At 63.6% G+C, this 26390-nt stretch carries 26 protein-coding genes; 18 read left to right on the top strand and 8 right to left on the bottom strand.

The window, feature by feature from the left end; translation table 11 throughout:
• Positions 1–126 precede the first annotated feature (126 nt).
• From VA602_RS06930 to VA602_RS06965, 8 genes are all read left to right on the top strand, one after another.
• On the top strand, positions 127–1752 hold the full coding sequence (locus VA602_RS06930) for an ABC transporter substrate-binding protein (protein WP_323452841.1): 1626 nt from the start codon (positions 127–129) through the stop codon (positions 1750–1752).
• A 204-nt stretch (positions 1753–1956) separates the two neighbouring features.
• Positions 1957–3549, top strand: a complete 1593-nt coding sequence (locus tag VA602_RS06935; RefSeq protein ID WP_323452842.1) for an ABC transporter substrate-binding protein — start codon at positions 1957–1959, stop codon at positions 3547–3549.
• A gap of 159 nt (positions 3550–3708) precedes the next feature.
• Positions 3709–5088: an OprD family porin gene (locus VA602_RS06940; protein WP_054893478.1), complete on the top strand. Its 1380-nt coding sequence runs from the start codon at positions 3709–3711 to the stop codon at positions 5086–5088.
• A gap of 69 nt (positions 5089–5157) precedes the next feature.
• Positions 5158–6753 carry an ABC transporter substrate-binding protein gene (locus VA602_RS06945; protein ID WP_323452843.1) on the top strand — a complete coding sequence of 532 codons (1596 nt, stop codon included), beginning with the start codon at positions 5158–5160 and terminating at the stop codon, positions 6751–6753.
• 72 nt (positions 6754–6825) lie between these two features.
• Positions 6826–7836, top strand: a complete 1011-nt coding sequence (locus VA602_RS06950; RefSeq protein WP_054893480.1) for an ABC transporter permease subunit — start codon at positions 6826–6828, stop codon at positions 7834–7836.
• A 10-nt stretch (positions 7837–7846) separates the two neighbouring features.
• Positions 7847–8773, top strand: coding sequence for an ABC transporter permease subunit (locus VA602_RS06955; RefSeq protein WP_197892890.1), 927 nt, complete (start codon positions 7847–7849; stop codon positions 8771–8773).
• A gap of 10 nt (positions 8774–8783) precedes the next feature.
• Complete coding sequence (locus tag VA602_RS06960; protein ID WP_323452844.1) at positions 8784–9752, top strand: ABC transporter ATP-binding protein; 969 nt, start codon at positions 8784–8786, stop codon at positions 9750–9752.
• A complete protein-coding gene (locus VA602_RS06965; protein ID WP_323452845.1) occupies positions 9752–10720 on the top strand; it encodes a peptide ABC transporter ATP-binding protein in 969 nt (322 codons plus the stop codon). Before VA602_RS06960 ends, VA602_RS06965 begins: the two co-directional genes overlap by 1 nt.
• A 169-nt stretch (positions 10721–10889) precedes the next feature.
• On the opposite strand, the gene VA602_RS06970 is transcribed toward VA602_RS06965, so the two are convergent.
• Positions 10890–11828: a hypothetical protein gene (locus VA602_RS06970; protein ID WP_063543127.1), complete on the bottom strand. Its 939-nt coding sequence runs from the start codon at positions 11826–11828 to the stop codon at positions 10890–10892.
• A 241-nt stretch (positions 11829–12069) separates the two neighbouring features.
• Here VA602_RS06970 and VA602_RS06975 point away from each other — a divergent pair, with 241 nt between their 5' ends.
• The 4 genes from VA602_RS06975 to VA602_RS06990 all read left to right on the top strand — a co-directional run bounded on the left by VA602_RS06975 (position 12070) and on the right by VA602_RS06990 (position 15879).
• The gene (locus VA602_RS06975; protein WP_176717866.1) at positions 12070–12894 is read left to right on the top strand and encodes an AraC family transcriptional regulator; all 825 of its coding nucleotides are present in this window, start codon (positions 12070–12072) and stop codon (positions 12892–12894) included.
• 67 nt (positions 12895–12961) lie between these two features.
• Entirely contained in the window at positions 12962–14368 is a 1407-nt protein-coding gene (locus tag VA602_RS06980) for an NAD(P)/FAD-dependent oxidoreductase (RefSeq protein ID WP_323452846.1), read from the top strand.
• Positions 14369–14401: 33 nt separating this feature from the next.
• Entirely contained in the window at positions 14402–14743 is a 342-nt protein-coding gene (locus VA602_RS06985; protein WP_054893487.1) for a cupin domain-containing protein, read from the top strand.
• A gap of 56 nt (positions 14744–14799) precedes the next feature.
• Complete coding sequence (locus VA602_RS06990; RefSeq protein WP_323452847.1) at positions 14800–15879, top strand: polyamine ABC transporter substrate-binding protein; 1080 nt, start codon at positions 14800–14802, stop codon at positions 15877–15879.
• A gap of 53 nt (positions 15880–15932) precedes the next feature.
• Here the strand turns inward: VA602_RS06990 and VA602_RS06995 are convergent, their stop codons facing one another.
• Genes VA602_RS06995 through VA602_RS07015 form a run of 5 tightly spaced genes read right to left on the bottom strand, consistent with a single transcriptional unit; the run spans position 15933 to position 19660 of the window.
• A complete protein-coding gene (locus VA602_RS06995) occupies positions 15933–16910 on the bottom strand; it encodes a FecR family protein (protein WP_153772687.1) in 978 nt (325 codons plus the stop codon).
• Positions 16907–17464, bottom strand: a complete 558-nt coding sequence (locus VA602_RS07000; RefSeq protein WP_054893490.1) for an RNA polymerase sigma factor — start codon at positions 17462–17464, stop codon at positions 16907–16909. Before VA602_RS07000 ends, VA602_RS06995 begins: the two co-directional genes overlap by 4 nt.
• Positions 17461–17787 carry a DUF3325 domain-containing protein gene (locus VA602_RS07005; RefSeq protein ID WP_323452848.1) on the bottom strand — a complete coding sequence of 109 codons (327 nt, stop codon included), beginning with the start codon at positions 17785–17787 and terminating at the stop codon, positions 17461–17463. The genes VA602_RS07000 and VA602_RS07005 overlap by 4 nt, the downstream gene beginning before the upstream one ends.
• Entirely contained in the window at positions 17787–19358 is a 1572-nt protein-coding gene (locus tag VA602_RS07010; protein WP_323452849.1) for a PepSY-associated TM helix domain-containing protein, read from the bottom strand. The genes VA602_RS07005 and VA602_RS07010 overlap by 1 nt, the downstream gene beginning before the upstream one ends.
• Complete coding sequence (locus VA602_RS07015) at positions 19355–19660, bottom strand: DUF3649 domain-containing protein (protein WP_054893493.1); 306 nt, start codon at positions 19658–19660, stop codon at positions 19355–19357. Before VA602_RS07015 ends, VA602_RS07010 begins: the two co-directional genes overlap by 4 nt.
• 215 nt (positions 19661–19875) lie before the next feature.
• On the opposite strand from VA602_RS07015, the gene VA602_RS07020 reads away from it, so the two are divergent.
• From VA602_RS07020 to VA602_RS07040, 5 genes are all read left to right on the top strand, one after another.
• Complete coding sequence (locus tag VA602_RS07020; protein ID WP_063543115.1) at positions 19876–20370, top strand: sigma-70 family RNA polymerase sigma factor; 495 nt, start codon at positions 19876–19878, stop codon at positions 20368–20370.
• Entirely contained in the window at positions 20367–21290 is a 924-nt protein-coding gene (locus VA602_RS07025) for a FecR family protein (protein WP_323452850.1), read from the top strand. Before VA602_RS07020 ends, VA602_RS07025 begins: the two co-directional genes overlap by 4 nt.
• A 94-nt stretch (positions 21291–21384) precedes the next feature.
• Entirely contained in the window at positions 21385–23700 is a 2316-nt protein-coding gene (gene fecA / locus VA602_RS07030) for a TonB-dependent Fe(3+) dicitrate receptor FecA (RefSeq protein WP_323452851.1), read from the top strand.
• A gap of 368 nt (positions 23701–24068) precedes the next feature.
• Positions 24069–24413 (top strand): HPF/RaiA family ribosome-associated protein, encoded by a 345-nt coding sequence (locus VA602_RS07035; protein WP_054893497.1) that lies wholly within the window; start codon positions 24069–24071, stop codon positions 24411–24413.
• Positions 24414–24571: 158 nt separating this feature from the next.
• Positions 24572–24871: a DUF3509 domain-containing protein gene (locus VA602_RS07040; protein ID WP_063543109.1), complete on the top strand. Its 300-nt coding sequence runs from the start codon at positions 24572–24574 to the stop codon at positions 24869–24871.
• 59 nt (positions 24872–24930) lie between these two features.
• Here VA602_RS07040 and VA602_RS07045 read toward each other — a convergent pair whose 3' ends face one another.
• Together VA602_RS07045 and VA602_RS07050 are read right to left on the bottom strand one after the other, a co-directional pair.
• On the bottom strand, positions 24931–25086 hold the full coding sequence (locus VA602_RS07045; RefSeq protein WP_323452852.1) for a hypothetical protein: 156 nt from the start codon (positions 25084–25086) through the stop codon (positions 24931–24933).
• A 110-nt stretch (positions 25087–25196) separates the two neighbouring features.
• Complete coding sequence (locus VA602_RS07050) at positions 25197–25670, bottom strand: phosphate-starvation-inducible protein PsiE (protein ID WP_065863288.1); 474 nt, start codon at positions 25668–25670, stop codon at positions 25197–25199.
• Positions 25671–26083: 413 nt separating this feature from the next.
• On the opposite strand from VA602_RS07050, the gene VA602_RS07055 reads away from it, so the two are divergent.
• On the top strand, positions 26084–26347 hold the full coding sequence (locus VA602_RS07055) for a YebG family protein (protein WP_054893506.1): 264 nt from the start codon (positions 26084–26086) through the stop codon (positions 26345–26347).
• Positions 26348–26390 lie beyond the last annotated feature (43 nt).

The following is a 26390-nucleotide window of genomic DNA, read 5'->3' on the forward strand; positions in this document are numbered from 1 at the left end:
GACCGTGCCACATTTCTGGCGCCGACTATCCTGTTGAGTGTTGCAATGGGTACACCCCCTGCATAAGTATCCGCAGGTCGGCTCACGAGGCCACCTCAAATCAAAAATGACAACAATGAGGCCACCATGCTCAAACACGCAGTCATTCCGTTCCTGGTAGGCGCAGGCCTGCTGGCTGGCGCCCCTGCCGCCCTCGCCGCGTCCAACCTGGTGTTCTGCTCCGAAGGCAGCCCCGCCGGTTTCGACCCGGGCCAATACACCACCGGAACCGACTTCGACGCCTCGGCCGAAACGATCTTCAACCGCCTGACCCAGTTCGAGCGTGGCGGCACCGCCGTCGTCCCCGGTCTGGCCACCAAATGGGACGTTTCCGACGACGGCAAGACCTACACCTTCCACCTGCGTGAAGGGGTCAAGTTCCACACCACCGACTACTTCAAGCCAAGCCGTGAATTCAACGCCGACGACGTGCTGTTCACCTTCAACCGCATGCTCGACAAGGACATGCCGTTCCGCAAGGCCTACCCCACCGAATTCCCGTACTTCACCGACATGGGCATGGACAAGAACATCGCCAAGCTCGAGAAGGTCGACGAACACACCGTACGCTTCATCCTCAACGAAGTGGACGCCGCGTTCATCCAGAACCTGGCGATGAGCTTCGCCTCGATCCAGTCCGCCGAGTACGCCGACCAGCTGCTCAAGCAGGGCAAGGCTGCCGACATCAACCAGAAGCCGATCGGCACCGGTCCATTCGTGTTCAACAGGTACCAGAAGGATGCGTTGATCCGCTACAAGGGCAACAAGGACTACTGGAAACCGGACGACGTGAAGATCGACAACCTGGTCTTCGCCATCAGCACCGACGCCTCGGTGCGTATGCAGAAGCTCAAGCGCGACGAGTGCCAGGTCACGCTGTTCCCACGCCCAGCCGATATCGAGCCGCTGAAGAAGGATCCGAAGCTGCAGATGCCTGAACAGGCCGGCTTCAACCTCGGCTACATCGCCTACAACGTGATGGACAAGATCAAGGGCAGCAACGAGCCCAACCCCATGGCCCAGCTCAAGGTCCGCCAAGCGCTGGACATGGCGGTGAACAAGCAGCAGATCATCGATTCGGTGTACCAGGGTGCCGGCCAGCTGGCGGTCAATGCCATGCCACCGACCCAGTGGTCCTACGACACCACCATCAAGGACGCCAAGTACGATCCGGAGAAAGCCAGGCAGTTGCTCAAGGAGGCCGGCGTCAAGGAGGGCACCGAGATCACCCTGTGGGCCATGCCGGTGCAACGCCCCTACAACCCGAACGCCAAGCTGATGGCCGAGATGCTGCAGTCGGACTGGTCCAAGATCGGCATCAAGGCCAAGATCGTCAGCTACGAATGGGGCGAGTACATCAAGCGCTCCAAGAGCGGCGAAAACGGCGCCATGCTGATCGGCTGGAGCGGCGACAACGGTGACCCGGACAACTGGCTCGGCACCCTGTTCGGTTGCGACGCACTGGAGGGCAACAACTTCTCCAAGTGGTGCTACAAGCCGTACGACGACATCATCAAGCAGGCCAAGGCCACCTCCGACCAGGCCAAGCGCACGGAGCTGTACAAGCAGGCGCAGCACATCATCAAGGAGCAGGTGCCGATGACCCCTATCGCCCACTCCACTGTCTATCAGCCGATGAGTGCGAAAGTGAAGGACTTCAAGATCAGCCCGTTCGGACTGAACTCCTTCTATGGCGTAAGCGTGGAGAAATAGCGCCCAGCCAGCCCCGTCATTTGTCGGGGCTGGCGTGAGCACGGCGGGGCGCCGAAATTTCTCGGCAAACTTCCGAAATTTCTTACGCCACTAGACATATTCATTACCTGTCTCGCCCTTCCTGATGCCGCTAACGTCAGGAACGGGCTTCTGTTGCCGCCCGTTCAGTGTGCGGCAGCGCAAACGGATGAGGAAAGGATCGCCATGCGCCATACCACACTGCTCGGCACCGTGCTGGGCCTGGGACTGCTCAGCCAGGCCCTCCCTGCCCAGGCCAACAACCTGGTGTTCTGCTCCGAAGGCAGCCCAGCGGGCTTCGACACGGCTCAATACACCTCGGCCACGGACAACGATGCCGCCGAACCGATCTACAACCGCCTGGTCGAGTTCGAGCGTGGGGGCACCGCTGTGCAGCCAGGCCTGGCCACCGACTGGCAGGTCTCCGAAGACGGCCTGCGCTACACCTTCCACCTGCGGCCCGGGGTGAAGTTCCACCACAACAAGGACTTCAAGCCCACCCGCGACTTCAACGCCGACGACGTGCTGTTCACCTTCAACCGCATGCTCGACAAGGACCATCCGTTCCGCAGGGCCTACCCGACCGAGTTCCCCTACTTCATCAGCATGGGCCTGGACAAGAACATCGCCAAGGTCGAGAAAACCGACCCGCTCACGGTGACCTTCACCCTCAACACGGTCGATGCCGCGTTCATCCAGAACATCGCCATGGCCTTCGCCTCCATACTCTCCGCCGAATACGCCGAGCACCTGCTGGCCAGCGGCAGGCCCAGCGACATCAACCAGAAGCCGATCGGCACCGGCCCGTTCGTGTTCCAGCGCTACCAGAAGGACTCGCAGATCCGCTTCAAGGGCAACAAGGACTACTGGGCGCCTGACCGGGTGAAGATCGACAACCTGGTGTTCTCGATCAACATCGACCCTTCGGTGCGCATCCAGAAGCTGCGCCGCAACGAGTGCCAGGTCACCCTTCACCCACGCCCGGCCGATCTCCCTGCGCTCAAGCAGGACAGCAAGCTGCAGGTCATGACGCAGCCCGGCTTCAACCTCGGCTACATCGCCTACAACACCCAGCACCCACCGTTCGATCGACTTGAAGTGCGCCAGGCGATGGACATGGCGGTCAACAAGCAGGCGATCATCCAGGCGGTCTACCAGGACGCCGGGCAAACGGCAGTCAACGCCATGCCGCCCACCCAATGGTCCTACGACGATACGCTCAAGGACGCGCCGTTCGATCCGCAAAAGGCCAGGCAGGTGCTGGAACAGGCCGGGGTCAAGCCAGGCACGGAAATCACCCTCTGGGCCATGCCGGTGCAACGCCCTTACAACCCCAATGCCAAGCTCATGGCCGAAATGCTCCAGGCCGACTGGAGCAAGCTCGGCTTCAAGGTCCGTATCGTCAGCTACGAGTGGGGCGAATACCTCAAGCGCATGAAAAATGGCGAACACGACATCGCCCTGATCGGTTGGACCGGCGACAACGGCGATCCGGACAACTGGCTTGGAACCCTGTTCAGTTGCGATGCCATTGGCAGCAACAACTACTCGCAGTGGTGCGACAGCCAGTACGACGAACTGGTCAAGAAGGCCAAGCAGGTCACCGACCGCGAACAGCGCACCCACCTCTACCAGCAGGCCCAGCAACGCCTCAAGCAGCAGGTACCGATTACCCCGGTGGCCCATTCGACGGTCAACCAACCCCTCAGCATCAGTGTGAAAGACTTCAAGGTCAGCCCCTTCGGACGCAACGTTTTCTCCGGCGTCAGCATCGATTGACCCTGTATCGCCAGACCGGGAGTGCCCCACTCCCGCGACCGCGTGCAGCCCGGATTTGCCTGGCAATCCCAGGTGAACACCCGCAGTACCGCGTCACCGAGCCAAGCCCGACCCACAAGATCGGGCCACAGATATAAGAATAGAAAGGGAGCTTTAACCTTGAAACGAACCACCAAAACCGCGCTGGCCCTGTCCATCGGCGCCTTCTGCGCCGCCGCCCAGGCAGAACCTGTCAGCCAGGACTTCTACCCGCTGAGCCTCAAGTCGGGCAGCGAGCAGGCCGACGCCTCGGGCTTCTTCGAAGGCCAGAGCCTTTCCGGCAGCACCCGCAACTGGTACGCCCGCGAACGCGCCACCCGTGCGCCGCTGTGGAAGTACTACAAGAGCGACGGCACCCGCCACGACACCCACAGCCGTGACAACTGGGTACAGGGCACCATCCTCAACTACAGCTCGGGCTTTACTCAGGGCACCGTGGGCTTCGCCACCGAAGTCGCCGCCTACAACGCCATAGCCCTTGAGCGTGGTCGCGCAGCGATTGCCGGGCCGAACAACCGCACCCTGACCCATAGCGATGGCGACCCTGTCGGCCAGTGGAGCAAGGCGGGCCTGGCCAACGTCAAGGCGCGCATCTCCAACACCACCCTCACCGTCGGCCGCCAGTCCCTGGACACGCCGATGATCGCCTACATCGGCAACCGTGCCCTGCCTTCGAGCTTCCAGGGCGTGGCGTTGCACAGCGCCGAATTCGACAACCTGTCGTTCGACATCGGCACCTTCGACCGCGTCTCGCCGCGTACCGAACAGAGCCTGAGCAAGTTCCGCACCGAGTACAGCGCCACCGGCGTGGAAACCGACCGTGCCAGCACCGCCGGTATCAACTACCAGCCGTTCAAGAGCCTGACCACCAGCCTGTACGCCACCAAGGTCGACGACTTCTGGAACCAGTACTACTTCGGCGCCAACCACGTGTTGGGCGACAGCGCGGTGCTGAGCCTGACCACCGGCCTGAACTACTACAAGACGGTCGATGCCGGCAGCAAGAAGATGGGCGATATCGACAACGATACCTACAGCCTGTCGTTCGGCCTCACCCACCAGGCGCACACGCTCACCGCCTCCTGGCAGCAGGTCAACGGCAACGAGTACTTCGACTACCTGCACGAAACCAACGGTATCTACCTGGCCAACTCCCTGCTGTCGGACTTCAACGGCCCGAACGAGAAATCCCTGCAGATTTCCTACGTGCTGAACATGGCCCAGTACGGCGTACCAGGCCTGAAGTTCAACCTGTACAACGCCCGCGGCTGGGGCATCGACGGTACCCACTACCGCGGTACTGCCTACGACGTGCGTGGCATGGATGGCGAGACCCACTACGAGTGGGGCATCGGCACCAGCTATGCGGTGCAGAGCGGCATGCTGAAGGACACCAGCATCCGCGCCACCTATACCGCTCACCGCGCCAGCAAGGCCCAGGCCGATGGCAGCCTGGACGAGCTGCGCATCGTCACCACCATTCCGTTCAACATTCTCTGACCGCCAACGTCACGGCCCGGGCTATCCGGGCCGTGACGTCTACGCTGGAGTCATTCGCAGGGAGGTTCCATGAAATCGCTACCGCTACGCGCTGCCCTGGCAGCGATCATCCTGGGCGCTGCCGGCAACCTCGCGGCCAAGCCCCTGGTGGTGTGCACCGAAGCCAGCCCCGAAGGTTTCGATATCGTCCAGTACACCACCGCGGTCACCGCCGACGCCTCGGCCGAAACCGTGTTCAACCGCCTGGTCGACTTCAAGCCCGGCACCACCGATATCGAGCCGGCCCTGGCCGACAGCTGGGAAATCAGCGCCGACGGCCTGACCTACACCTTCCACCTGCGCCAGGGTGTGAAGTTCCACACCACCGACTACTTCACCCCCACCCGCGACTTCAATGCCGATGACGTGCTGTGGAGCCTGAACCGTCAGTTCGATGCCAAGCATCCGTGGCACGACAAGACCAGCGTCGGCTACCCCTATTTCGAGAGCATGGCCTTCGGGCAACTGCTCAAGTCGGTGAGCAAGACCGACGACCACACCGTGGTGATCACCCTGACCCGCCCCGAAGCGCCGTTCCTTCGCGACCTGGCCATGGCCTTCACCTCGATCTACTCCGCCGAATACGGCGACCAGTTGCTCAAGGCCGGCAAGACCGGCGACCTGAACAGCAAGCCGATCGGCACCGGGCCATTCGTGTTCCAGCGCTACAACAAGGACGCCCAGGTCCGCTTCAAGGCCAATCCCGACTATTTCCGCGGCAAGCCGCCCAGCGACACGCTGGTGTTCGCCATCGCCACCGACAACAACGTGCGCCTGCAGAAACTGCGGGCCAACGAATGCCAGATCGCCCTGTACCCCAAACCCGACGACGTCCCGGCGATCAAGACCGATCCCAAGCTCAAGGTCGCCGAGATCGAGGCCCTGGTCACCGGCTACATCGCCATGAATACCGAGCACAAGTACCTGAGCGACGTGCGCGTGCGAAAGGCGATCAACATCGCCTTCGACCGCCAGACCCACGTCGACCAGTTGTTCGGCAAGGGCAATGCGCTGGTCGGGGTCAACCCCTACCCGCCGACCATGATCGGCTACAACACCGCCAACAAGAACCCGCCGCGCGACCTCGACAAGGCCCGCGCCCTGCTCAACGAAGCCGGCGTCCCCGAGGGCACCGCCATCACCCTGTTCACCCGCAACGGTGGCGGCCCGACCAACCCCAATCCGCGTTTGTCGGCAGAAATGCTGCAGGCCGACCTCGCCAGGATCGGGCTCAAGCTCGACATCCGCGTGATGGAGTGGGCCGAGATGCTGCGCCGCGCCAAGAAGGGCGAGGCGGACCTGGTCTCCGCCGGCTGGGCCGGCGACAACGGTGACCCGGACAACTTCCTGACACCCATGCTCAGCTGTGATGCCGCCAAGACCGGCGAGAACTATGCGCGCTGGTGCAACCCTAAGTTCCAGGAACTGATCACCCGTGCCCGCGAGATCATCGACAACGATGAGCGTGCCAAGCTCTATAGCGAGGCGCTGGCGGTGTACGATGAGGATCAACCGTGGATCAGCATGGCCCACCCGAAGATGTTCACGGCCATGCGCGACAACGTAGAGGGATATGTCATCAACCCTCTGACCAATAACAACTTCGCCACCACCAAGGTGAAGTAGAAGAAAAACATGACCGCCGGCCTCTGCAAGGGCCGGCGGCTGCCTTGACCGGCCGATGAGGTACCTCCGACGATGTTGAGTTTTATTGCCCGGCGCCTGGGCCTGCTGATACCGACCTTCTTCGGTATCACCCTGCTGACCTTCGCGCTCATACGCCTGATCCCCGGCGACCCGGTGGAAGTGATGATGGGCGAGCGCAGGGTCGACCCTGAAATGCACGCCCAGGCCATGGAACGCCTTGGCCTGAACAAACCCCTGCCAGCCCAGTACATGGATTACATCGGCAAGCTCGCCCAGGGCGATCTCGGCGAATCGCTGCGCTCGCGCGAGAGCGTGTGGAACGAGTTCACCACGCTGTTCCCCGCGACGCTGGAGTTGGCGTTCTGCGCATTGATCTTCGCCGGCGTCTTCGGCCTGTTGGCCGGGGTGATCGCGGCGCTCAAGCGCGGATCGTTGTTCGACCATGGGGTGATGGGCGTCTCGCTCGCCGGCTATTCCATGCCCATTTTCTGGTGGGGCCTGATCCTCATCATGTTCTCGTCGGTGAGCATGGGCTGGACGCCCGTGTCCGGGCGCATCGACCCGTTGTACGACGTCGAGCCGGTGACCGGCTTCATGCTGATCGACACGCTGCTGGTGGGCGATGAAGGCTCGTTCAAGGATGCGTTCATGCACCTGATCCTGCCGACCATCGTGCTCGGGACCATCCCGCTGGCGGTGATCGCCCGCATGACCCGCTCCTCGATGCTCGAGGTGCTGCGCGAAGACTACATCCGTACCGCCCGCGCCAAGGGCCTATCGCCGGCCCGCGTGGTGTTCGTGCACGGCTTGCGCAATGCGCTGATCCCGGTCCTGACGGTGTTCGGCCTGCAGGTCGGCACCTTGCTCGCCGGTGCCGTGCTCACCGAAACCATCTTCTCCTGGCCGGGCATTGGCAAATGGCTGATCGAAGCCATCGGCGCCCGTGACTACCCCGTGGTCCAGAACGGCATCCTGTTGATCGCCTGCCTGGTGATCCTGGTCAACTTCGTCGTGGATATCCTCTACGGCCTGGCCAACCCACGCATCCGTCATCAGCGCTGAGGGCCCCGCCATGACTAACCCGACTTCCCACGCTGTGACCCAGGCCCCAACCGCCGACCACAGCCAGCTCTACCCCTCCCCGTACAAGGAATTCTGGCAGGCCTTCTCGCGCAACAAGGGCGCAGTGGCAGGCCTGGTCTTCATGTGCCTGATCGTGTTCTGTGCGCTGTTCGCCCCCTGGGTCGCGCCACACAACCCCAGCGAGCAATACCGCGACTTCCTGCTGACCCCACCGGTCTGGCTCGAGGGCGGCACCTGGCAGTTCATCCTCGGCACCGACGAACTGGGCCGCGACCTGCTCTCGCGCCTGATCCAGGGCGCGCGCCTGTCGCTGCTGATCGGCCTGTCATCGGTGGTGATGTCGCTGATCCCCGGCATCCTGCTGGGCTTGTTCGCCGGTTTCTTCCCGCGTCTGCTCGGCCCGTCGATCATGCGCCTGATGGACGTGATGCTGGCCCTGCCTTCGCTGCTGCTGGCCGTGGCCATCGTCGCCATCCTCGGCCCTGGTCTGATCAACACGGTGATCGCCATTGCCGTGGTGTCGCTGCCCTCCTATGTACGCCTGACCCGCGCCGCGGTGATGGGCGAGCTGAACCGTGACTACGTCACCGCCGCACGTCTGGCCGGTGCCAGCCTGCCACGCCTGATGTTCGTCACCGTGCTGCCCAACTGCATGGCACCGCTGATCGTGCAGGCTACCTTGAGCTTCTCCTCGGCGATCCTCGACGCCGCTGCCCTGGGCTTCCTCGGCCTCGGCGTCCAGCCGCCCACGCCTGAGTGGGGCACCATGCTGGCCTCTGCCCGCGACTACATCGAGCGCGCCTGGTGGGTGGTGAGCTTGCCTGGCCTGACGATCCTGCTCAGCGTGCTGGCAATCAACCTGATGGGCGACGGCCTGCGCGATGCGCTGGACCCGAAACTCAAGAACGCCGCCTGAGGAGAGCGCCATGTCACTGTTGCAGATCAACAACCTGAACGTGCGCTTCGGCGACGCTAATGCCGTACCTGTGGTAGACGGCCTCGACCTGTCGGTGGACGCCGGCGAGATCCTCGCCATCGTCGGCGAGTCCGGCTCCGGCAAGTCGGTGACCATGATGGCCCTGATGGGCCTGATCGACTCCCCCGGCCGCATCACCGCCGACAGCCTCACCTTCGACGGCACCGACATGCTCAAGCTCAGCGGTCGTCAACGGCGCAAGGTGGTGGGCAAGGACATCGCCATGGTCTTCCAGGACCCGATGACCGCACTCAATCCCAGCTACACCGTGGGCTACCAGATCGAGGAAGTGCTGCGCCAACACCTCGGTCTGAAGGGCAAGGCAGCACGCCAGCGCGCGTTGGAGCTGCTCAAGAAAGTCGAGATCCCGGCCGCCGAAAGCCGCCTGGACGCTTACCCGCACCAGCTCTCCGGCGGCATGAGCCAGCGCGTCGCAATCGCCATGGCGATTGCTGGCGAACCCAAGCTGCTGATCGCCGACGAACCGACCACCGCCCTCGATGTGACCATTCAGGCACAGATCATGGAACTGCTGGTCAACCTGCAGAAGGAGCGCAACATGGCGCTCATCCTGATCACCCACGACCTGGCAGTGGTCGCCGAAACCGCCAGGCGGGTGTGCGTGATGTATGCAGGACAGGCAGTGGAAGTGGGCCAGGTGCCGGAACTGTTCGACATCCCCGCACACCCTTACAGCGAAGCGCTGCTGGCGGCGATTCCCGAGCACAGCATCGGCGCCGAACGGCTGGCCACACTGCCCGGCATCGTGCCTGGGCGCTATGACCGCCCCCAGGGTTGCCTGCTGTCGCCGCGCTGCCCCTATGTACGTGACAACTGCCGGGCACAGCGTCCGGCCCTCGATCCCCAGGCCCACAGCCTGGTGCGCTGCTTCTATCCGTTGAACCAGGAGGTGGCGTGATGACTGTCGTTCTGTCCGCCCGTGAACTGACCCGTCACTACGAAGTCTCCCGCGGCCTGTTCAAGGGCCATGCTCTGGTGCGCGCGCTCAATGGCGTGTCGTTCGAACTGGAGGCCGGCAAGACCCTGGCCGTGGTCGGCGAGTCTGGCTGCGGCAAGTCCACCCTCGCCCGTGCCCTGACCCTGATCGAAGAGCCGTCCTCAGGCTCGCTGCAAATTGCCGGCACCGAGGTCAACGGCGCCGACAAGGCCCAGCGCAAGCAACTGCGCCGTGATGTGCAGATGGTCTTCCAGAGCCCCTATGCCTCGCTCAATCCGCGGCAGAAGATCGGCGAACAACTGGCCGAGCCGCTGCTGATCAATACCTCGCTGAGCAAGACCGAGCGCCGCGACAAGGTGCAGAAGATGATGCAGCAGGTCGGTCTGCGCCCTGAGCACTACCAGCGCTACCCGCACATGTTCTCCGGTGGTCAACGCCAGCGTATCGCCCTGGCCCGGGCGATGATGCTGCAGCCCAAGGTGCTGGTTGCGGACGAACCAACCTCGGCGCTCGATGTGTCGATCCAGGCCCAGGTGCTGAACCTGTTCATGGACCTGCAGAAAGAGTTCAACACCGCCTATGTGTTCATCTCGCACAACCTCGCGGTGGTGCGGCATGTCGCTGACCAGGTGCTGGTGATGTACCTGGGGCGCCCGGCGGAAATGGGGCCGAAGGAAGATATCTACGACAAGCCCCTGCATCCCTACACCCAGGCACTGCTCTCGGCGACTCCGGCCATTCACCCCGACCCGCTGAAGCCGAAGATCCGCATCGCCGGTGAGCTGCCCAACCCGCTGAACCCGCCTGATGGCTGCGCCTTCCACAAGCGCTGCCCCTATGCCACCGAGCGTTGTGGCAAGGAGATTCCGGCGTTCAGGCAGGTCGGGACGCGGCAGGTGGCGTGTCACTATGCTGAGCAGTTCCTGTAAAGCGGCATAAAGCCGCTTCTGCGGGTTGTACAGTTGTGAAAAGGGCCGCATTAGCGGCCCTTTTCTATTAGTGCATGAAGATCGCGATCAGAATGATCACCGGGATTGGCACCCCAAGCATCCAGAGCAGAATCGAGCGCATGATGGTTCCTCCAGTCGTGAATTCGAGTTAACGGACAACAGTGGTCGAAGCATGCAGCGCACGCGGGTCTTCTTCGACCCAACGAGCACGGTCACGCAGGCGACCACCGAACAAGGCTGCGAAGCTTGCGAAGAACGCACCGCACAGCAGGGCGATGAAGGTCCAGATGGCGGTCCAGGCCGCAACCTTCGCTGCTGTCTCGGCAGCTTCCTGAGCAGCCTGCTTGGCCTGCGCGGCATCCTGACGCGCCTCTTCATAAACTTGCTCGACGCGGGCCTGGGCCTCGGCCTGGGTCAGGCGAGTACGCTGGGCTACCAGTTGCGCCAGGTAGGTACGATCCTCGGCAGCCATCCCGCCATCGGCAGCCAGGCCGCGGATCAGGATCCGGCTGGCCACGCCATTGGCCGCATCCTCGCTCACCGCAACCGGGCCGTCGCCACGGAATAGACGATCCACGTAGTAGCCCATAGGGTCGGCGGCGCCTGAAGGCTTGCTCTTGTCATCGTTCATGGAAACGCTGGCCACGGCACCCGAGGCGGCAGCAGCACCCGCCGAAGCACCAGCACTGGCAAGCCCCCCTGCCGAAGACACGACCATCAACACCGTGACCAGGGTCGCAATAGCCCAGGACAGGAAGCCATGGGCGGTATCGCGGAAATACACCTCGTCACCATGCAGGTTGGCCCACTTCACTCGCAAGCGGCCAGCCATGTACCCGCCCAGCCCGGAGGCGAGGATCTGGGTAATCAGCAGCCAGACGATGGTGGATATCCCCAGCGCCTTGGCGCTGGCACCTTCGTTGGCCCAAGGCGAGGAGGCGGCAAAGCCCAGGCCCGCACCCAGTATCACGAGGATCAACGACAACGCAGCCGCAGCAGCGGCACCGGCGAAGATGGCAGCCCAGGAAACGCCCGAGCGGTTCGGGGCCTCGGAGACAGCAGTTGGCAGATCGGCAGTGGTAATCATGATTCGGCGCCTTATGAGGGTGAGCAAAACTTCCGTTTTGTTTGCCACTCGATTGGTGCAGCGCGCGTGCCAGTTGTGACAAAAAATGACTCCCAGCTAAATCAAGCACTTAGGCAAAAACCACTTCTTAGGATCGTGCGAATCGCCCGAACCCACCCAGTTGAACAGGGCGTTATGCAGTATCCACAGGCCTGGGGCCTCAACGGTCAGCCTGCACGCCCTTGTCGGCTGAAGCAGCCCGATGCATTATCGGCCCATGACCGCCACTCTCCTTCCAGACGGCCCCGCCCAGACCCCGCTCACTGCGGAAGTCGTCATGCGCTACCACCTGTGCTGGAAGCATCGTGACCTGGATGGGGTCATGGCGCTGTATCACCCGGAAATCCAATACCACGACTTTTTCCAGAACCGCGTGCTCGGCTTCGATGAGCTGCGCGAGTACGTGCGCGTCTCGTTGCCGCACGAAGCCGGGGAAGACATCGTCCACAGCGACCGCATCCGGGTCGACGGTTGCACAGCCTTCATCCAGTACCAGGTGACGGTCCAGGGCGGTGAAGGCCTGGTGGCTTTCCAGTCCAGCGAGGCGATCACGGTCAAGGACAACCTGATCTGGCGGGTCAATGAATACGGCACGCTGATCCGCCGCGACGGCAAGGGCGCCAGCGCGTCCGGGCCACGTCCCGCCACCAGCCGCCTGGGTCTTTCGCCCCGCCAGTTGAGCACCATGGCCCAGGACCTCGAACACTATTTCCAGGCCCAACGTCCCTATCTGGACCCTGAGCTGGACCTCCAGCAGGTGGCAGAAGAAAGCGGCTATAGCCGCAACCAGATTTCCTACCTGCTCAACCAGGTGCTCGGCCAGAGCTTCTACCGCTACGTCAACCAGGCCCGCCTGCAGCATCTTCTGGCCGGGCTCGAAGGCGCAGGCTGCCGAGCCCCCATCGACGAACTGGCTTTCGACGCTGGCTTCAATTCGCTGTCGGCGTTCTACAAGTGCTTCCGCGAACACACCGGGCTCTCGCCCAAGGCCTACGTGAAGCAGATTTCTCTGCGTGCACGCACGTAAGACAGCGAAGCGCCCGCACTACTAGCATCGCTCCCAGAACCTTGAACGGAAGTGGGAGCAGTACCTGATGCAAGCCTGGCGCACGATCAGCCTCTGGATGGACCAGCTCGACGAGCCGCTCGACGCTCGCCCGTCGCTGGAGCAGGACCTGGATGTCGACGTGTGCATCATCGGCGCCGGCTATACCGGCCTGTGGACAGCCTACTACCTCAAGCGCCAGGCCCCGCACCTGCGCATCGCCATCCTCGAGGCCAACACCGCAGGCTTCGGCGCCTCCGGGCGCAACGGCGGCTGGCTGATGGGCAACCTGCTGGGCGAAGACCGCCTGCTGGCCACCCTTTCCCCACAGCAGCGCCGCGCCAGCGTCGACCTGCTGCATGCAATCCCTGACGAAGTGCACGGCGTGCTGCAACGCGAAGGCATCGACTGCGACTACCGCAAGGGTGGGGTCATCTACTGCGCCGCCCGCTACCCGGAGCAGGAGCGCAGCCTGCGTGCCTACCTCGACGACCTGTACCGCCAGGGCATGAACGAAGACGACTATCGCTGGCTCAAGCCCGAACAACTGGCCGGCCAACTGCGGGTCAGCAATGCCTACGGCGCGATCTTCAGCCCCCACGTCGCCACCATCCAGCCCGCCAAGCTGGTGCGCGGCCTGGCACGCGTGGTCGAGGGCATGGGTGTGCCCATCTACGAAAACACCCCGGCCAGCGACTGGCAGACCGGTGAGGTGCGCACCGCCCAGGCCAAGGTCCGTTGCCAATGGGTCGTGCCGGCGGTCGAAGGCTACGCCGCCAGCCTGCCGCCGCTAGGTCGCCATCAACTGCCCGTGCAAAGCCTGCTGGTGGCCACCGAGCCGCTGCCGGAATCGGCCTGGGAGCAGATCGGCCTGAGCCAGGGCCAGGCCTTCAGCGAAGGCAGCCGCCAGGTCACCTACGGTCAGCGCACCACCGACAACCGCCTGGTGTTCGGCGCCCGCGGCGGGTATCGCTTCGGTGGCCGCCTGCGCGAGGACTTCAGCCTCAGCGACGCCGAGATCGAGCTGCGCCGCTATCTGTTCGGCGAGCTGTTCCCACACCTGAAGAACGTGCGCATCACCCACTCCTGGGGCGGCAACCTGGGGATGGCGCGGCGCTTCCGTCCGCACATGCTGTGCGACCGTCAACGCGGCCTGGCGCTATCGGGTGGCTATGGCGGCGAAGGTGTCGGCGCCACCAACCTGGGCGGGCGCACGCTCGCGGCACTGATTCTCGGCCAGCACAACGAACTGACAGCCCAGCCCTGGGTCCACGACAACCGCCCGCTGTCGAGCCTGGCCAGTTGGCCGCCCGAGCCCTGCCGCTGGCTAGGCTACAACGCGATCATCCAGAGTTTCGTCCACGAGGACCGCACCCTCGCCAACCCGGCCAGCCCGGCCTGGCGGCGGCGCCTGGCCAGCGGCCTGGCCGGATTCATGGAAGGTTTCATGCACTGAGTTGCACCCACTACCACAAGAGATCCTGCAGTCATGAGCATCACCCAGTTCAAGCACACCGACAGCGCCGCGCTGGAAACCTCCAACCCGGTCGCCGTCCCCCTCGGAGAACCCGTCGCAGTGACCTCGGTCACCTGCGTCGAACGCAACGATGGCGTCGAAACCGGTATCTGGGAATGTACGCCCGGGCGCTGGCGCCGGCAGATCGTGCAACAGGAGTTCTGCCATTTCATCAAGGGCCGCTGCACCTTCACCCCCGACGGTGGCGAGCCCCTGGTCATAGAAGCCGGAGACGCACTGATGCTACCGGCCAACAGCACCGGGATCTGGGATATCCAGGAAACCGTGCGCAAGACCTACGTACTGATTTTCTGATCCGCTGATCGCCTGCCGTTCTTCGATAACAACAGACAAAGCAAGGTAAACCGGACATGCGCAAACTCCTCCTCGCCCCCCTGATGCTGGCTGCTGGCGTCGCCAGTGCCGCCGACTCGGTGAAGATCTACAACTGGTCCAGCTACATCGCACCCGACACGCTGCAGAACTTCCAGAAAGCCACCGGCATCGTGCCCACCTACGATGTCTACGACAGCAACGAAACCCTCGACGGCAAGCTGATGACCGGCAACTCCGGTTACGACGTGGTCTTCCCCTCCAACCACTTCATGGCCCGGCAGATCCAGGGCAAGGCCTTGAAGAAGCTCGACAAGAGCCAGCTGCCGAACTGGCAGAATCTCAACCCGGTGCTGCTCAAGGCGCTGGAGGTGAACGACCCCGGCAACCAGTACGGCTTCCCGTACCTGTGGGGTAGCACCGGCATCGGCTACAACCTCGACAAGGTCAAGGCCGTGCTAGGCGACAAGGCACCGGTCGATTCGTGGGACCTGGTGTTCAAGCCCGAGAACATGGAAAAGCTCAAGAGCTGTGGCGTGGCCATGCTCGACAACGGCCCGGAGTTGCTGCCGATCGCCCTGAACTATCTGGGCCTGCCGCCGCACAGTCAGAATCCCGATGACTACAAGAAAGCCCAGGCACTGCTGATGAAAGTACGTCCGTACATCAGCTACTTCCACTCCTCGAAGTACACCGGCGACCTGGCCAACGGCAACATCTGCGTGGTGGTCGGTTTCTCCGGCGACGTGCTGCAGGCCAAGAACAGCGCCGACGATGCGAAGAACGGGGTGAAGGTGGGTTACTCGATTCCCAAGGAGGGTGCGCCGCTGTGGTTCGACATGGTCGCCATGCCGGCCGACGCTCCGGACGAGAAGGCCGGCTACGCCTACATGAACTACCTGCTGCAGCCTGAGGTGATGGCCGGCATCAGTAACTCGGTGCAGTACGCCAACGGCAACGCCAAGGCCGATGCTCTGGTCGATCCGGCGCTCAAGCAGAACACCATGATCTACCCAAGCGCGGATGTGATGGGCAAGCTGTTCGCCCTGGAAGCGATGCCGGCGAAGATCGACCGCATTCGCACGCGGCTCTGGACCAGCATCAAAGCGGGTAACTGAAGCTCCGCCTCTCCCCCCGCAGACACCAGGGTGTCTGCGGGGTAAAGGCGATTTCAGCGCACCACCGTCACCCGCCCGAACAGTGTCTGCGGCACGAAGCCCATCACCTTGCCCAACGACGCCAGCGCCAGCATGGGCTCCTCCACCGGGAAACTGCCGCTGACCTTGCGTTGCGCCAAGGCCTCGTCGAGCAACAGGATACGCCCCGGGTAATACCGTCCCAGGTCCTCGACCACCTGCGCCAGCGGCACCTGGTAATAGTTCAGCCAGCCCTGGCGCCAGGCCAGGCGACTGTCACTGTCCACGGCACTGATCGCCCCCGCCACGCCCTGGGCATAGTCCAGTTGCTGGTTGGCGGTCAGCTCACGCGCCACGGCGCCGGTAATCGGTGTCACCGCCACCCGTCCACTGCGCACGGTAACCTGGGCGCCGTCGCCCTGCCCGCGTACCTCGAACTGAGTGCCCAGCACTCGCACTTCGCCGCCCGCCGCATCGACCAGGAACGGCGCACCGGTGTGGGTCACCTCGAAGAACGCCGCGCCGCGCAGCAGGCGCACGCGCCGCTCGCCATGGTCGAAATCCACGACCACGGCGCTGTTGGCATCCAGGGTCAGGCGTGACTGGTCGGCCAGGGTGACCTGGCGCACATGCTCATCACTGCGATAGTCGGCGCGCAGGTCCTGCAACCAGTATTGCGGCTGCCAACCGGCCAGGCTGCCCAGCGCCAGCACCAGGCAGGCCGCTGCCGCCAGTGCTCCGCCACGCCGCCCCCAGCGGGCTTTCGGTCGACGCATGGCCTGCAGGTAGTACTCGAGGCCCTCGCGTTCCTCCGCGGCCAGACGCGCGGCGGGCGCTTCGCTTTGTTGCCACAGGGCCTGGGCCTCGGCATAGGCGGCGCGGTGCGCCGGATCGGCCAACAACCAGCGCTTGAACTCAGCGCCTTCGGCTGCCGGAGGATGCTCGTTGATGCGGCTCAGCCAGCCCAGGGCCATGCGCGACTGCTCGGCGGTGATCGGATAGGGCTGGCTCATCGACGGTCGCTCCCTGGCCTGCGCAATGGGGTAGCGGGCTCGGCGACACTCGCCTTGCACGCTTCGAGGGCGCGCATCATATGCTTTTCCACCGCACTCTGGGACACCTGCATGGCCTTGGCGATCTCGCCGTACTTGCAGCCGTGGATGCGGTTGAGCAGGAAGATCTGTCGCGTACGTTCCGGCAAGGCGCGCAGGGCCTGCTCGATGCGGCGCAGATCGTGATCGACCTCCAGCGCCTGCTCTGGCGCCTGGGCCGAGAGCGCCTCGTCGCTGATCGACAGCCCTTCGGTGACCCGACCGCGACTGCCTTCGCTGCGCAGGTGGTCGATCGCCAGGTTGCCGGCGCAGCGCAACAGGTAGGTGTCGAGCGCCTCGACCTTGACCGCAGGCCGACGCCAGAAGCGCAGGAACAGTTCCTGGACCAGGTCCGAGGCCGTGGCACGACAGCCAACGCGCCGGCTGACCAGCGCCTCCATGCGCCCGCGCTGGGCCAGGAACACCTGCAGGAAGCGCGCCCGTCCACCGGCCTCGTCGAGGTCGGGCTCGCTCACGCGCCGAACACCGCCACGACAGGCGCCAACACCAGGCTCGCCGCCGCCAGGCTCAGCAGCAGGCGGGGTTGGTACGGCAGGCCGAATACCCAGAGGGTCAGCCCGGCCATCAACACGGCCGTCCACTCCACCAGCCCCAGCGCCCAGCCACGCAAGTGCACGGCCAGTATCGCCGACAGCACCAGCAGTAGCCAGCCGGCGATGCGCAAGGCACGCAACTGGGCCTGCCGCGGCTTGCGACCCAGCAGGTCGGTGAAGTGTTTTTCCATGGCCAGGCACAAGGCAGCCAGGCCGGCAAAGGTGAACAGGGCCAGGCTCAGCATCAACTCGCCTCCACGGTTTCGGTGCGGGCCTTGACCTTGGCCGAGCGCTTGGCGACTGGCTTGGGCGCGCGCAGCATCTTGCCGGCCGCCCAGCCGAGGAACAGCCCGGTGGCCAGGGCCGTGAGATCGAAGCCGGCCATCGCCCAGTCACCGGCGATCAGCGAATGGTCCAGGCCCTGACCGGTGGTCACGGCATTGAGCAGCGGCAACGCAGCGAACACCACGGCACCCAGCGCCAACTGCTCGCCCCAGGCGCGACGACCGGGGCGCAGCATGGCGTGAAGCAGCGACAGTGCCCAGACCATGAAGAACGCATTGACCTCCCAGTCGGCCCGCCCTTGCAGCCCGATCGGCAGCAGGCGATTAGCCCAGAAGAACGCCGCCACGCCCAGCAGCAGGCCGCTCATGCTGGCGATGTTGAGGACCTCGACCAGACGCAGCTCCGCAGGCATGCGCTCGCTCTTGGCATGCTTGAGCTGACGCTTGCCCAGCCACATCACAAGGCCAGTGCCGATCACCGCCGTGCCGCCGACACCGAAGATGAAGTACAACCAGCGCAGCCATGGCCCGGCGAAGTTGCCCATGTGCAGACCGACAAAGGTAAAGGAGGTCATCATCGCGGCGCTTTCCGGCGCACCTTGGGTAAGCAGTGCACCGGTAGCACCGTCGAAGGTCCAGTTGGCGCTGCGCTTGTACGCGACACTGTCGGCCGAGGCACGATTCAAGGTGACACGGGCATTCTGGTCGCCAGGATTCTGTACCTGAATGAAGCCCATGCGTGCGCCTGGCGCTTGCTCCTGGACCTTGGCGTACAGGCTCGACAGCGGGACCAGCGGCGCGGCCACCCCGGCCACCTTCGGCACCTCGTCACGGCCGAACAGGTCGTTGAAATAACCGTTGGAGCTGCCATAGCTGGCCATGATTCCGGCCGGCATGACCATGTACATGAAGATCACCAGGCTGCTGTAGCTGATCATCAGGTGGAAGGGCAGTACCAGCACGCCAATGGCGTTGTGGCCATCGAGCCATGAGCGCTGGCCCTTGCCGGGACGGAAGGTGAAGAACTCCTTGAAAATCTTCTTGTGGGTGATGATCCCGGTCACCAGCCCCAGCAGCATGATGAAGGCACAGAAGGTCGACAGCCAGCGCCCCCAGGGGTGGGGCATCTCCAACTGGAAATGGAAACGGTAGAAAAAGTCGCCGCCACGGCTGTCGCGGCCCTCGACCACCTCGCCGCTGGCCGCATCCAGCTCCTTGCTGGTGAAGCCGCGTCGGCCACCGGCGTTGGGATCGCGATAGCCGACACTCAGCGCCGCGTCGCGCTCGCTGGGCAGGCGGATGAACCAGGTGCTGGCATCGGCGGCGTTGGCTTGCAGGTAGCGCTGCGCCATCTCCAGGCTGGCCGCCGGATTCAGCGGATGGCTGTGGATTTCCGGTTTGGTCCAGTGGTTGATCTCTTCCTTGAAGTAGGCAAGCGTGCCGGTGAGGAAGATGGCGAACAACAGCCAGCCGAAGATCAGGCCGGTCCAGGTATGCAGCCAGGCCATGGCCTGGCGGAAGCCCTCTTTCATGGGTTCTTCATCCAGTAAGCCAGCCCGCCGATCGCGCCCAGCACCAGGCTCGGCAGCAATACGCCCAGCCAGGCGCGCAATGCGCTGCGGCAGGCGAAGCACCAGATGAAGGCGAGCAGGTAGAACACGAACGACAGCATCATCCCGGTCAGTGCCGCATCGACCTGGGCGCCGGGCATCAGCAGGCTGACACAGACGCTGGCCGCCGAGGCCAGCAGGTAGCCGCCCAACAACGCAGCCAGGCTGCGCGAGGTCACAGCCAGGCGGTAGCTCAGGGGCAGGCCGGCGGCTTTGCTTTTCATGGGGCGACGGTCCGGGGCAAGGTCAAGAGGGTGCAATAGTAATGATTTCAATTCTCATAAGCAAAGATTGGAGATGAGCTGCTGCGATCTCTGTTTAGCCGGGTTTGCCCCCGAATACCCCGCAGGCCGAACAGGATTGCTACACCCTGCCGCCCGGAATACAATGCGAACAATTCTTACTCCCACTCGCGTCATCGGACGCCGGAGTCACCTCGGTGTCCAGTGCCCTCTCCTCCACCGTCGAAGGCCTCTACCACGCTCACCACAACTGGCTGACCGGTTGGCTGCGCCGTCGCCTGGGCTGCCCGCAGAGCGCCGCCGACCTGGCCCAGGACACCTACGTGCGCTTGCTCCAGGCCCGCGAAGCGCCACAGTTGATCGAACCTCGGGCCTTTCTCGCCACCGTTGCCAAGCGCGTACTGTGCAACCATTTTCGCCGTCAGGAGCTGGAGCGCGCCTACCTCGAAGCCCTGGCCCAGGTGCCCGAACGCCTGGCACCCAGCGAGGAAGACAAGGCGCTGATCTTCGAAACCCTGCTCGAACTCGACCGCCTGCTCGATGACCTGCCGCCGCTGGTCAAGCGCGCCTTCCTGCTGGCCCAGGTCGATGGCCTGGGCCAAGCCGAGATCGGCCGTGAACTGGGTATCTCCCTGGCGACGGTCAAGCGCTACCTGCATAAGGCAGCCCTGCGCTGCTATTTCGCCCTGTGAGCACAGGCATCTCACCCCAGGTTGCCGAGCAGGCGGTGCACTGGCTGATCGAATCACAGGGGGCCGATTTCGACCCGGCCCAGCAGCAGGCACTCGAACACTGGTTGCAGGCTGACGGCGAACACCAGCGCGCCTGGGCGCACATCCAGCAGGTCAACCAGCGGCTGCGTGGCGCGACCTCGCCCGTGGTGCACGCCACCTTGCAGGCACCGCCCTCCCCGGCCCGGCGTCGCGCGCTCAAAGCGTTACTGCTGGCGGGCGTGGCCAGTGCCACCGGGCTCGGATTGCAATCACACAATCCGTTGCCAGGGCTGATGGCCGACTACCGCAGCCCCGTGGGCCAGCGCCGACGCCTGCCGCTGGACGACGGCAGCCTGTTGCGACTGAACACCCGCAGCGCCGCCGATGTGCGGTTCGATGGGCAGCAACGTTACGTGCGCCTGCTCGAGGGTGAGTTGTCGCTGGACGTCGCCCGCGATACCCGCCCGTTGGTGTTGCGCAGCGACGATGGCAGCCTGCACCTCGACAGCGGCCGCTTCAACGTGCGTCAGTTCGAGGGCTACAGCCTGGTCTCGGTGTTCAGCGGCATGGCTCGGCTACAGGGCCAGGTGTTGCTCGCCGGTCAGCAAGCCCGCCTGGCAGCGGGCCATTGGCAAGGCATCGGCGCGCTGGATCGCAACATCGGCGCCTGGGTCGATGGAATGCTGGTGGTCTCGCAGATGCGCCTGGGCGAGTTTCTCGCCGAGCTTTCACGCTATCGCCACGGGCAACTGGGCTGCAGCGAGCAGGTCGCCGGGCTGCGGATTTCCGGGTCGTACCCACTGGATGACAGTGAGCGGATCCTGGAGATGCTGGAAGTTGCCTTGCCGGTACGGGTGCGGCGATTCACCCGGTACTGGATCAAGGTCGAGGCGGTTTGAGCCAGTGCCGACAACTATTTTTCTTCCAACCTGAGCCATTTCGCTTCCCTCGCGTGACAGAGCAGGCAGAACCCTTCTTACAGGACCCGACCCCATGCCCCTGCGCCCCACGCCTCTCGCCATCGCCCTGCTGTTCGCCACCAGCCTGAACTTCGCCCAGGCTGGCGAACCGCGCGCCTACCACATCGCCCCCGGCACCCTGGAAGACGCTCTCAACCAATTTGGCCGTGAAAGCGGGGCGCTGATTTCGTTCGGGTCCAGCGTCACCCAAGGCTTGCGCAGCCCCGGGCTGGAAGGCCAGTACGACGTACAGCAAGGGCTGCAGGCATTGCTGCGTGGCAGCGGTCTGCAGGCACGCCAGGAGGCCGACAACGCCTATAGCCTGCAACCGCTTGCCGCCTCCAGCAGCGATGCGGTGATCGAGCTGGGTGCCTCTACCGTGGTGGGCGACTGGCTGGCCGAGGCGCGCCAGGACAACGTCTTCGAGCATCCCGGCGCACGTGACGTGATCCGCCGCGAGGAGTTCGAGCGCAGCGGTGCCAACAGCGCCCGTGAGGTGCTCAACCGCATCCCCGGCGTCAATGCCCCGGAAAACAACGGTACCGGCAGCCACGACCTGGCACTGAACTTCGGCATTCGCGGCCTCAACCCGCGCCTGGCCTCGCGCTCCACGGTGCTGATGGACGGCATCCCGGTGCCCTTCGCCCCCTATGGCCAGCCACAGCTGTCACTGGCCCCGCTGAGCCTGGGCAACATGGATGCAGTGGATGTGGTACGCGGCGGCGGCGCAGTGCGCTACGGCCCGCAGAACGTCGGCGGCATCGTCAACTTCGTCACCCGCGCCATCCCCGAGGAAGCGACCTTCAAGGCCGCCATGCAGAACCAGATCAGCCCCTCGTCCAGCCACGACGGTTTCAAGAACAGCGCCAACCTGCTGGTCGGCGGCACCAACGACAACGGCCTGGGCGACGCCCTGCTCTACTCCGGCACCCGCGGTGGCGACTGGCGCGAACACAGCGACACGCAGATCGACGACCTGATCCTCAAGGGCAAGTTGCAACTGGACGAGGCCAACAGCCTGCACGCCATGGCCCAGTACTACGAGGGCGAGGCCGACATGCCCGGCGGGCTGAGCAAGGCGGCGTTCGATGAAGATCCGTACCAGTCGACCCGTCTGAAGGACAAGTTCTGGGGCCGTCGCACCCTGGTCAACGTCGGCTACGACTACAAGCAGGACGATCGCCAGTTCAGCGTCAACAGCTTCTTCACCAAGACCCTGCGCAGCGGCTACCTAGACCAGGGCAGCTTCGTCTCGCTGTCGCCACGCGAATACTGGGTACGTGGCATCGAGACCCGCTTCTCGCAAGGTGTGGCACTGGGCGACAGCTGGCACGAACTGGGCGTGGGCTACCGCTACATCAACGAGGCCGGCCACGAACTGCGCTTCCGTGAACCGGTGACCGGCAACCTGCCGACCACCGCCAGCCGCAACGACCGCGACACCCGTGGCGCCACCGAAGCCCACGCGATCTACCTGGACGACCGCATCGACATCGGCCGCTGGACCATCACCCCCGGTATCCGCTACGAGATGATCGACTCCGAGCAAAGCAACAAGCTCAGCAATCAGCGTTACCAGGGCAGCTACAACACCGCATTGCCGGCACTGAATGTCATGTACCACCTGACCGACACCTGGAACCTCTACGCCAACACCGAGGGCTCGTTCGGCAGCGTGCAGTACAGCCAGATGCCCAACCGCGTCAGCAGCGGTGAAGTGAAGCCGGAAAAGGCGCGCACCTGGGAAGTCGGTACCCGCTACGACAGCGGCGACCTGCAGGCAGAGATCGGCGCCTTCCTGATCAACTTCGACAACCAGTACGAAAGCAACCAGACCAACGATTCGGTGATCGCCCGCGGCGAAACCCGCCACCAGGGTATCGAGACCAGCGTGCGCTACGCCCTCGACGGCCTGAGCCCGACGCTGGCCGGTTTCGATGTGCACGCCAGCTACGCCTTCGTCGACGCCACCATCCGCGAAGACGGCCCGAACAAGGGCAACCAGGTGCCGTTCTCCTCGCGCCACAAGGGCACGCTGGGGCTTGGTTACACCGAAGGACCATGGCAGTTGAACCTGGATGGCAGCTTCCAGAGCAGCCAGTACGCCGACAACGCCAACACCGCCAGCGAAAGCGCCGATGGCAGCACCGGACGGATTCCGGGCTACATGCTGGTCAGCACTCGCGCCGGGTATGACTTCGGGCCGCAGCTGTCGAACCTGAAGGTGGCGGTGGGGGTGAAGAACCTGTTCAACCGCGAGTACTACACCCGTTCGTTCGACGACAACAACAAGGGCAAGTACGTGGGCGAGCCGCGCACGCTGTATGTGCAGACTTCGGTCGCGTTCTGAGGATGGACACTTGGGAGCGGCCTTGTGCGCTACCAGCCCGTGCACGGTCCTCGGCATCGGTACGGTACCTGTAGGAGCGGGCTTGCCCGCGAAAAAGATACCGCGCTGTCTGGCACGGGCTGCGCCCGTATTCGCGGGACCAGCCCGCTCCCACAGGGGGATTGGGCTGGTCTGTAGATTTTGAACAAGACAGTCGCTCCTGCAGCAACAGTGTCAACCTTGCGAATTGCTACAAAAAATTTATCGAAAAAGGGACTTGAATTCGGCGTGCCAATCCCTGACCTTAGAGTCAAGAGGCGAAGCTTTCCCCAAGGGCCTCAAGGGCCTAGGCACGCCTCCACGCGAGCAAGCTGAATAAGGATTGAATCATGCAAATCCAGGTCAACAGCAGCAACCATATCGACAGCAGCAGCCGTCTGAACGAATGGGTCCGCAGTACGCTGGAAAGCACGCTGCAGCGCTACGAGGACGACCTCACCCGCATCGAGGTCCACTTGCGTGACGAGAATGGCGACAAGCCCGGCCCGCATGACAAACGCTGCCAAATGGAGGCTCGCCCCAAAGGTCATCAACCGATTTCCGTCAGCCATACCGCCACCTCGCTGGACCATGCGATCGACGGTGCGGCCAGCAAGCTGAACAACGCGCTGGAACATTTCTACGGCAAGCTGCGCAGCAAGCGCAGCGTGGTGCAGCACACTGAAGAAGAGTGATCGGTGACACACAGACGCCCGGTGCCTGGCACCGGGCGTTTTCGTTTCCAGGGTTTCAGGCCGGGGCAGGCCACAGAACTCATCATTTGATCAACGTCGCTGAACCATCTCCACGGTCTCCCGGTCAATCGGTGAACATTCTTTGCAGATGCCAGCCCATGACCAATCCCTTCGACCTCATCAGCGACGCCTTCGCCCCGTACTACCGGGTCAACCTGAGCATCGAGCGGCTCGACGGCAGCATCATGCTGACTCTCTCCAACGATACCGGCGTGGTCGCCAAGCGACTGATCAGCGCCGCCCAACGCAACGACCCTGTGCGCCTGCGCCGAGTGGTGGACAGCATTCGCCTGGGGCTGGCCATCGAACAAGGGGAAGATGCCCTGCAGGTGCTGGCGGCGATGACCGACAGCGCCGGACGCGATCGGGTCTGGCGGGGGGCTGGGATCGCTCGATAGACCAGTGTCGATCTCTTCGCTCCCACAGGGAAGGAGCGAAGAGGTCAACACACGCCTCATCACTGCGGAAAGACAACCTCCCGCACTTGCACCGCACGCGGGATCAAGCGGTTTGCAAAGAACAGATCGGCAATCCGCTGCTGGGTTTCGATCGCCGCGGCATCCAGCGGGCGAATCAGCAGGTCGCAGCGATGCTGGAACCACAACGTCAGCACTTCAGAGTGCGGGCGCCAGAGTGTCGACGCTGCCATTGAACAAGGCGCCCGCGCAGTAAGTATTCCCCATCACCCAGCCGTCCAGCTTGCCCAAGTCGCTGCCGGATGGATCAGACCTTGCCGTCATCCATATCCTTGCCGTTGGCATCGATCACCCGCGTCGACGGGTAGCGGTACGAGGCAAAACGTACCACCAGGATCGCGAAGGCCAGCAACAGGATGCCGCCACACACGTACAGCAAGCCCACGTCCGGCGCCTTGTGGTGCGAGACATCGCCGATCAGCAGGCGTGTCAGCGCGGTGATCGCCACGTACAGCAGGAAGCGGATCGGCATGTGGTTGGTCTTGAAGTAGATCCCCACCATGGCTCCCAGCTCGAGGTAGATGAACAGCAGCAGGATGTCATCGACGCTGATGCCCCCCTTCTCCAGCATCTCGATGAAGGTCGCCACGGCGGCATAGGCCGTGATCGCACCGATGCCGAACAGGGCCAGGTAATGGAACGACTCGACGAACAGATTTCCCAGAGCGTCGGCGGGCGCATGCAGGCCCTTGCGCAGCTTTTCTGGCCATTTGGATTTCACGATGCAGGATTCCTCGATACGACATGAAGGATGATGCGCCACCGATGTGACGCTTGTGACATGCAGTTAAAGGGCCAGGCCCTGTACTTGGAAGGCGACCGATTGCCGCAAGGCACCTATGGACTAGGCTCTGTCTGAAAAGTCTTGAGACGAAGGTCAGGCAAGGCGAAAACAGCCGAGGAACGGTCGGAGTCGCGCTCGACTTTACGGGTTGTAAATGAGCATTCCGAGGCTGTTTTCAACGCAGCATCACCGAGTATCAAGGCTTTTCAGGCAGAGCCTAAGCTTCGGCGCGTGCATCGGGGTAGATCATAACGCCACTATCCGATTGCCAAAGAATCCGCTATGCTCGACACTGTATAAAGATACAGTTGTCGTCCAACCCACATACACAAAAGGCACAGAGGTGATGAATGGCCGTCGAAGTGGTGTACCGCAGCAGCCGCGACCCGGAGCGCTTGTTCATGGATAAGGCCGAAGCAGACCGTCACGACAAGATGCTCGAGCTGGCCGAACGGCTGGCCGAAGTACTGCAAAAGGCCGTGCCGTCGCTGAGCGAGCAGCAAGTCGAAGAAGCGGGCATCTACATGGCCAAGAACCGCGACGTGTTCGCCCGGGCATTCAAGAGCCAGCCCGATGCGCTGGCTGAATTGCTCGAAGGCGAGGCAGCGGAATAAGGCACCTGCCGCAGCGTCTGCGACTCCTGTACATCGGGGCGTG

Origin of the sequence: Pseudomonas machongensis, assembly GCF_034961125.1 — a bacterium.
In the GTDB taxonomy this organism is placed as follows: domain Bacteria; phylum Pseudomonadota; class Gammaproteobacteria; order Pseudomonadales; family Pseudomonadaceae; genus Aquipseudomonas; species Aquipseudomonas machongensis.

Bases quoted from the DNA above. Each gene is read 5' to 3' on its own strand.
- VA602_RS06930 (WP_323452841.1), top strand. From the start codon at position 127: ATGCTCAAACACGCAGTCATTCCGTTCCTGGTAGGCGCAGGCCTGCTG.
- VA602_RS06935 (WP_323452842.1), top strand. From the start codon at position 1,957: ATGCGCCATACCACACTGCTCGGCACCGTGCTGGGCCTGGGACTGCTC.
- VA602_RS06945 (WP_323452843.1), top strand. From the start codon at position 5,158: ATGAAATCGCTACCGCTACGCGCTGCCCTGGCAGCGATCATCCTGGGC.
- VA602_RS06950 (WP_054893480.1), top strand. From the start codon at position 6,826: ATGTTGAGTTTTATTGCCCGGCGCCTGGGCCTGCTGATACCGACCTTC.
- VA602_RS06955 (WP_197892890.1), top strand. From the start codon at position 7,847: ATGACTAACCCGACTTCCCACGCTGTGACCCAGGCCCCAACCGCCGAC.
- VA602_RS06960 (WP_323452844.1), top strand. From the start codon at position 8,784: ATGTCACTGTTGCAGATCAACAACCTGAACGTGCGCTTCGGCGACGCT.
- VA602_RS06965 (WP_323452845.1), top strand. From the start codon at position 9,752: ATGACTGTCGTTCTGTCCGCCCGTGAACTGACCCGTCACTACGAAGTC.
- VA602_RS06970 (WP_063543127.1), bottom strand. From the start codon at position 11,828: ATGATTACCACTGCCGATCTGCCAACTGCTGTCTCCGAGGCCCCGAAC.
- VA602_RS06975 (WP_176717866.1), top strand. From the start codon at position 12,070: ATGCATTATCGGCCCATGACCGCCACTCTCCTTCCAGACGGCCCCGCC.
- VA602_RS06980 (WP_323452846.1), top strand. From the start codon at position 12,962: ATGCAAGCCTGGCGCACGATCAGCCTCTGGATGGACCAGCTCGACGAG.
- VA602_RS06985 (WP_054893487.1), top strand. From the start codon at position 14,402: ATGAGCATCACCCAGTTCAAGCACACCGACAGCGCCGCGCTGGAAACC.
- VA602_RS06990 (WP_323452847.1), top strand. From the start codon at position 14,800: ATGCGCAAACTCCTCCTCGCCCCCCTGATGCTGGCTGCTGGCGTCGCC.
- VA602_RS06995 (WP_153772687.1), bottom strand. From the start codon at position 16,910: ATGAGCCAGCCCTATCCGATCACCGCCGAGCAGTCGCGCATGGCCCTG.
- VA602_RS07005 (WP_323452848.1), bottom strand. From the start codon at position 17,787: ATGCTGAGCCTGGCCCTGTTCACCTTTGCCGGCCTGGCTGCCTTGTGC.
- VA602_RS07010 (WP_323452849.1), bottom strand. From the start codon at position 19,358: ATGAAAGAGGGCTTCCGCCAGGCCATGGCCTGGCTGCATACCTGGACC.
- VA602_RS07015 (WP_054893493.1), bottom strand. From the start codon at position 19,660: ATGAAAAGCAAAGCCGCCGGCCTGCCCCTGAGCTACCGCCTGGCTGTG.
- fecA (WP_323452851.1), top strand. From the start codon at position 21,385: ATGCCCCTGCGCCCCACGCCTCTCGCCATCGCCCTGCTGTTCGCCACC.
- VA602_RS07035 (WP_054893497.1), top strand. From the start codon at position 24,069: ATGCAAATCCAGGTCAACAGCAGCAACCATATCGACAGCAGCAGCCGT.
- VA602_RS07040 (WP_063543109.1), top strand. From the start codon at position 24,572: ATGACCAATCCCTTCGACCTCATCAGCGACGCCTTCGCCCCGTACTAC.
- VA602_RS07055 (WP_054893506.1), top strand. From the start codon at position 26,084: ATGGCCGTCGAAGTGGTGTACCGCAGCAGCCGCGACCCGGAGCGCTTG.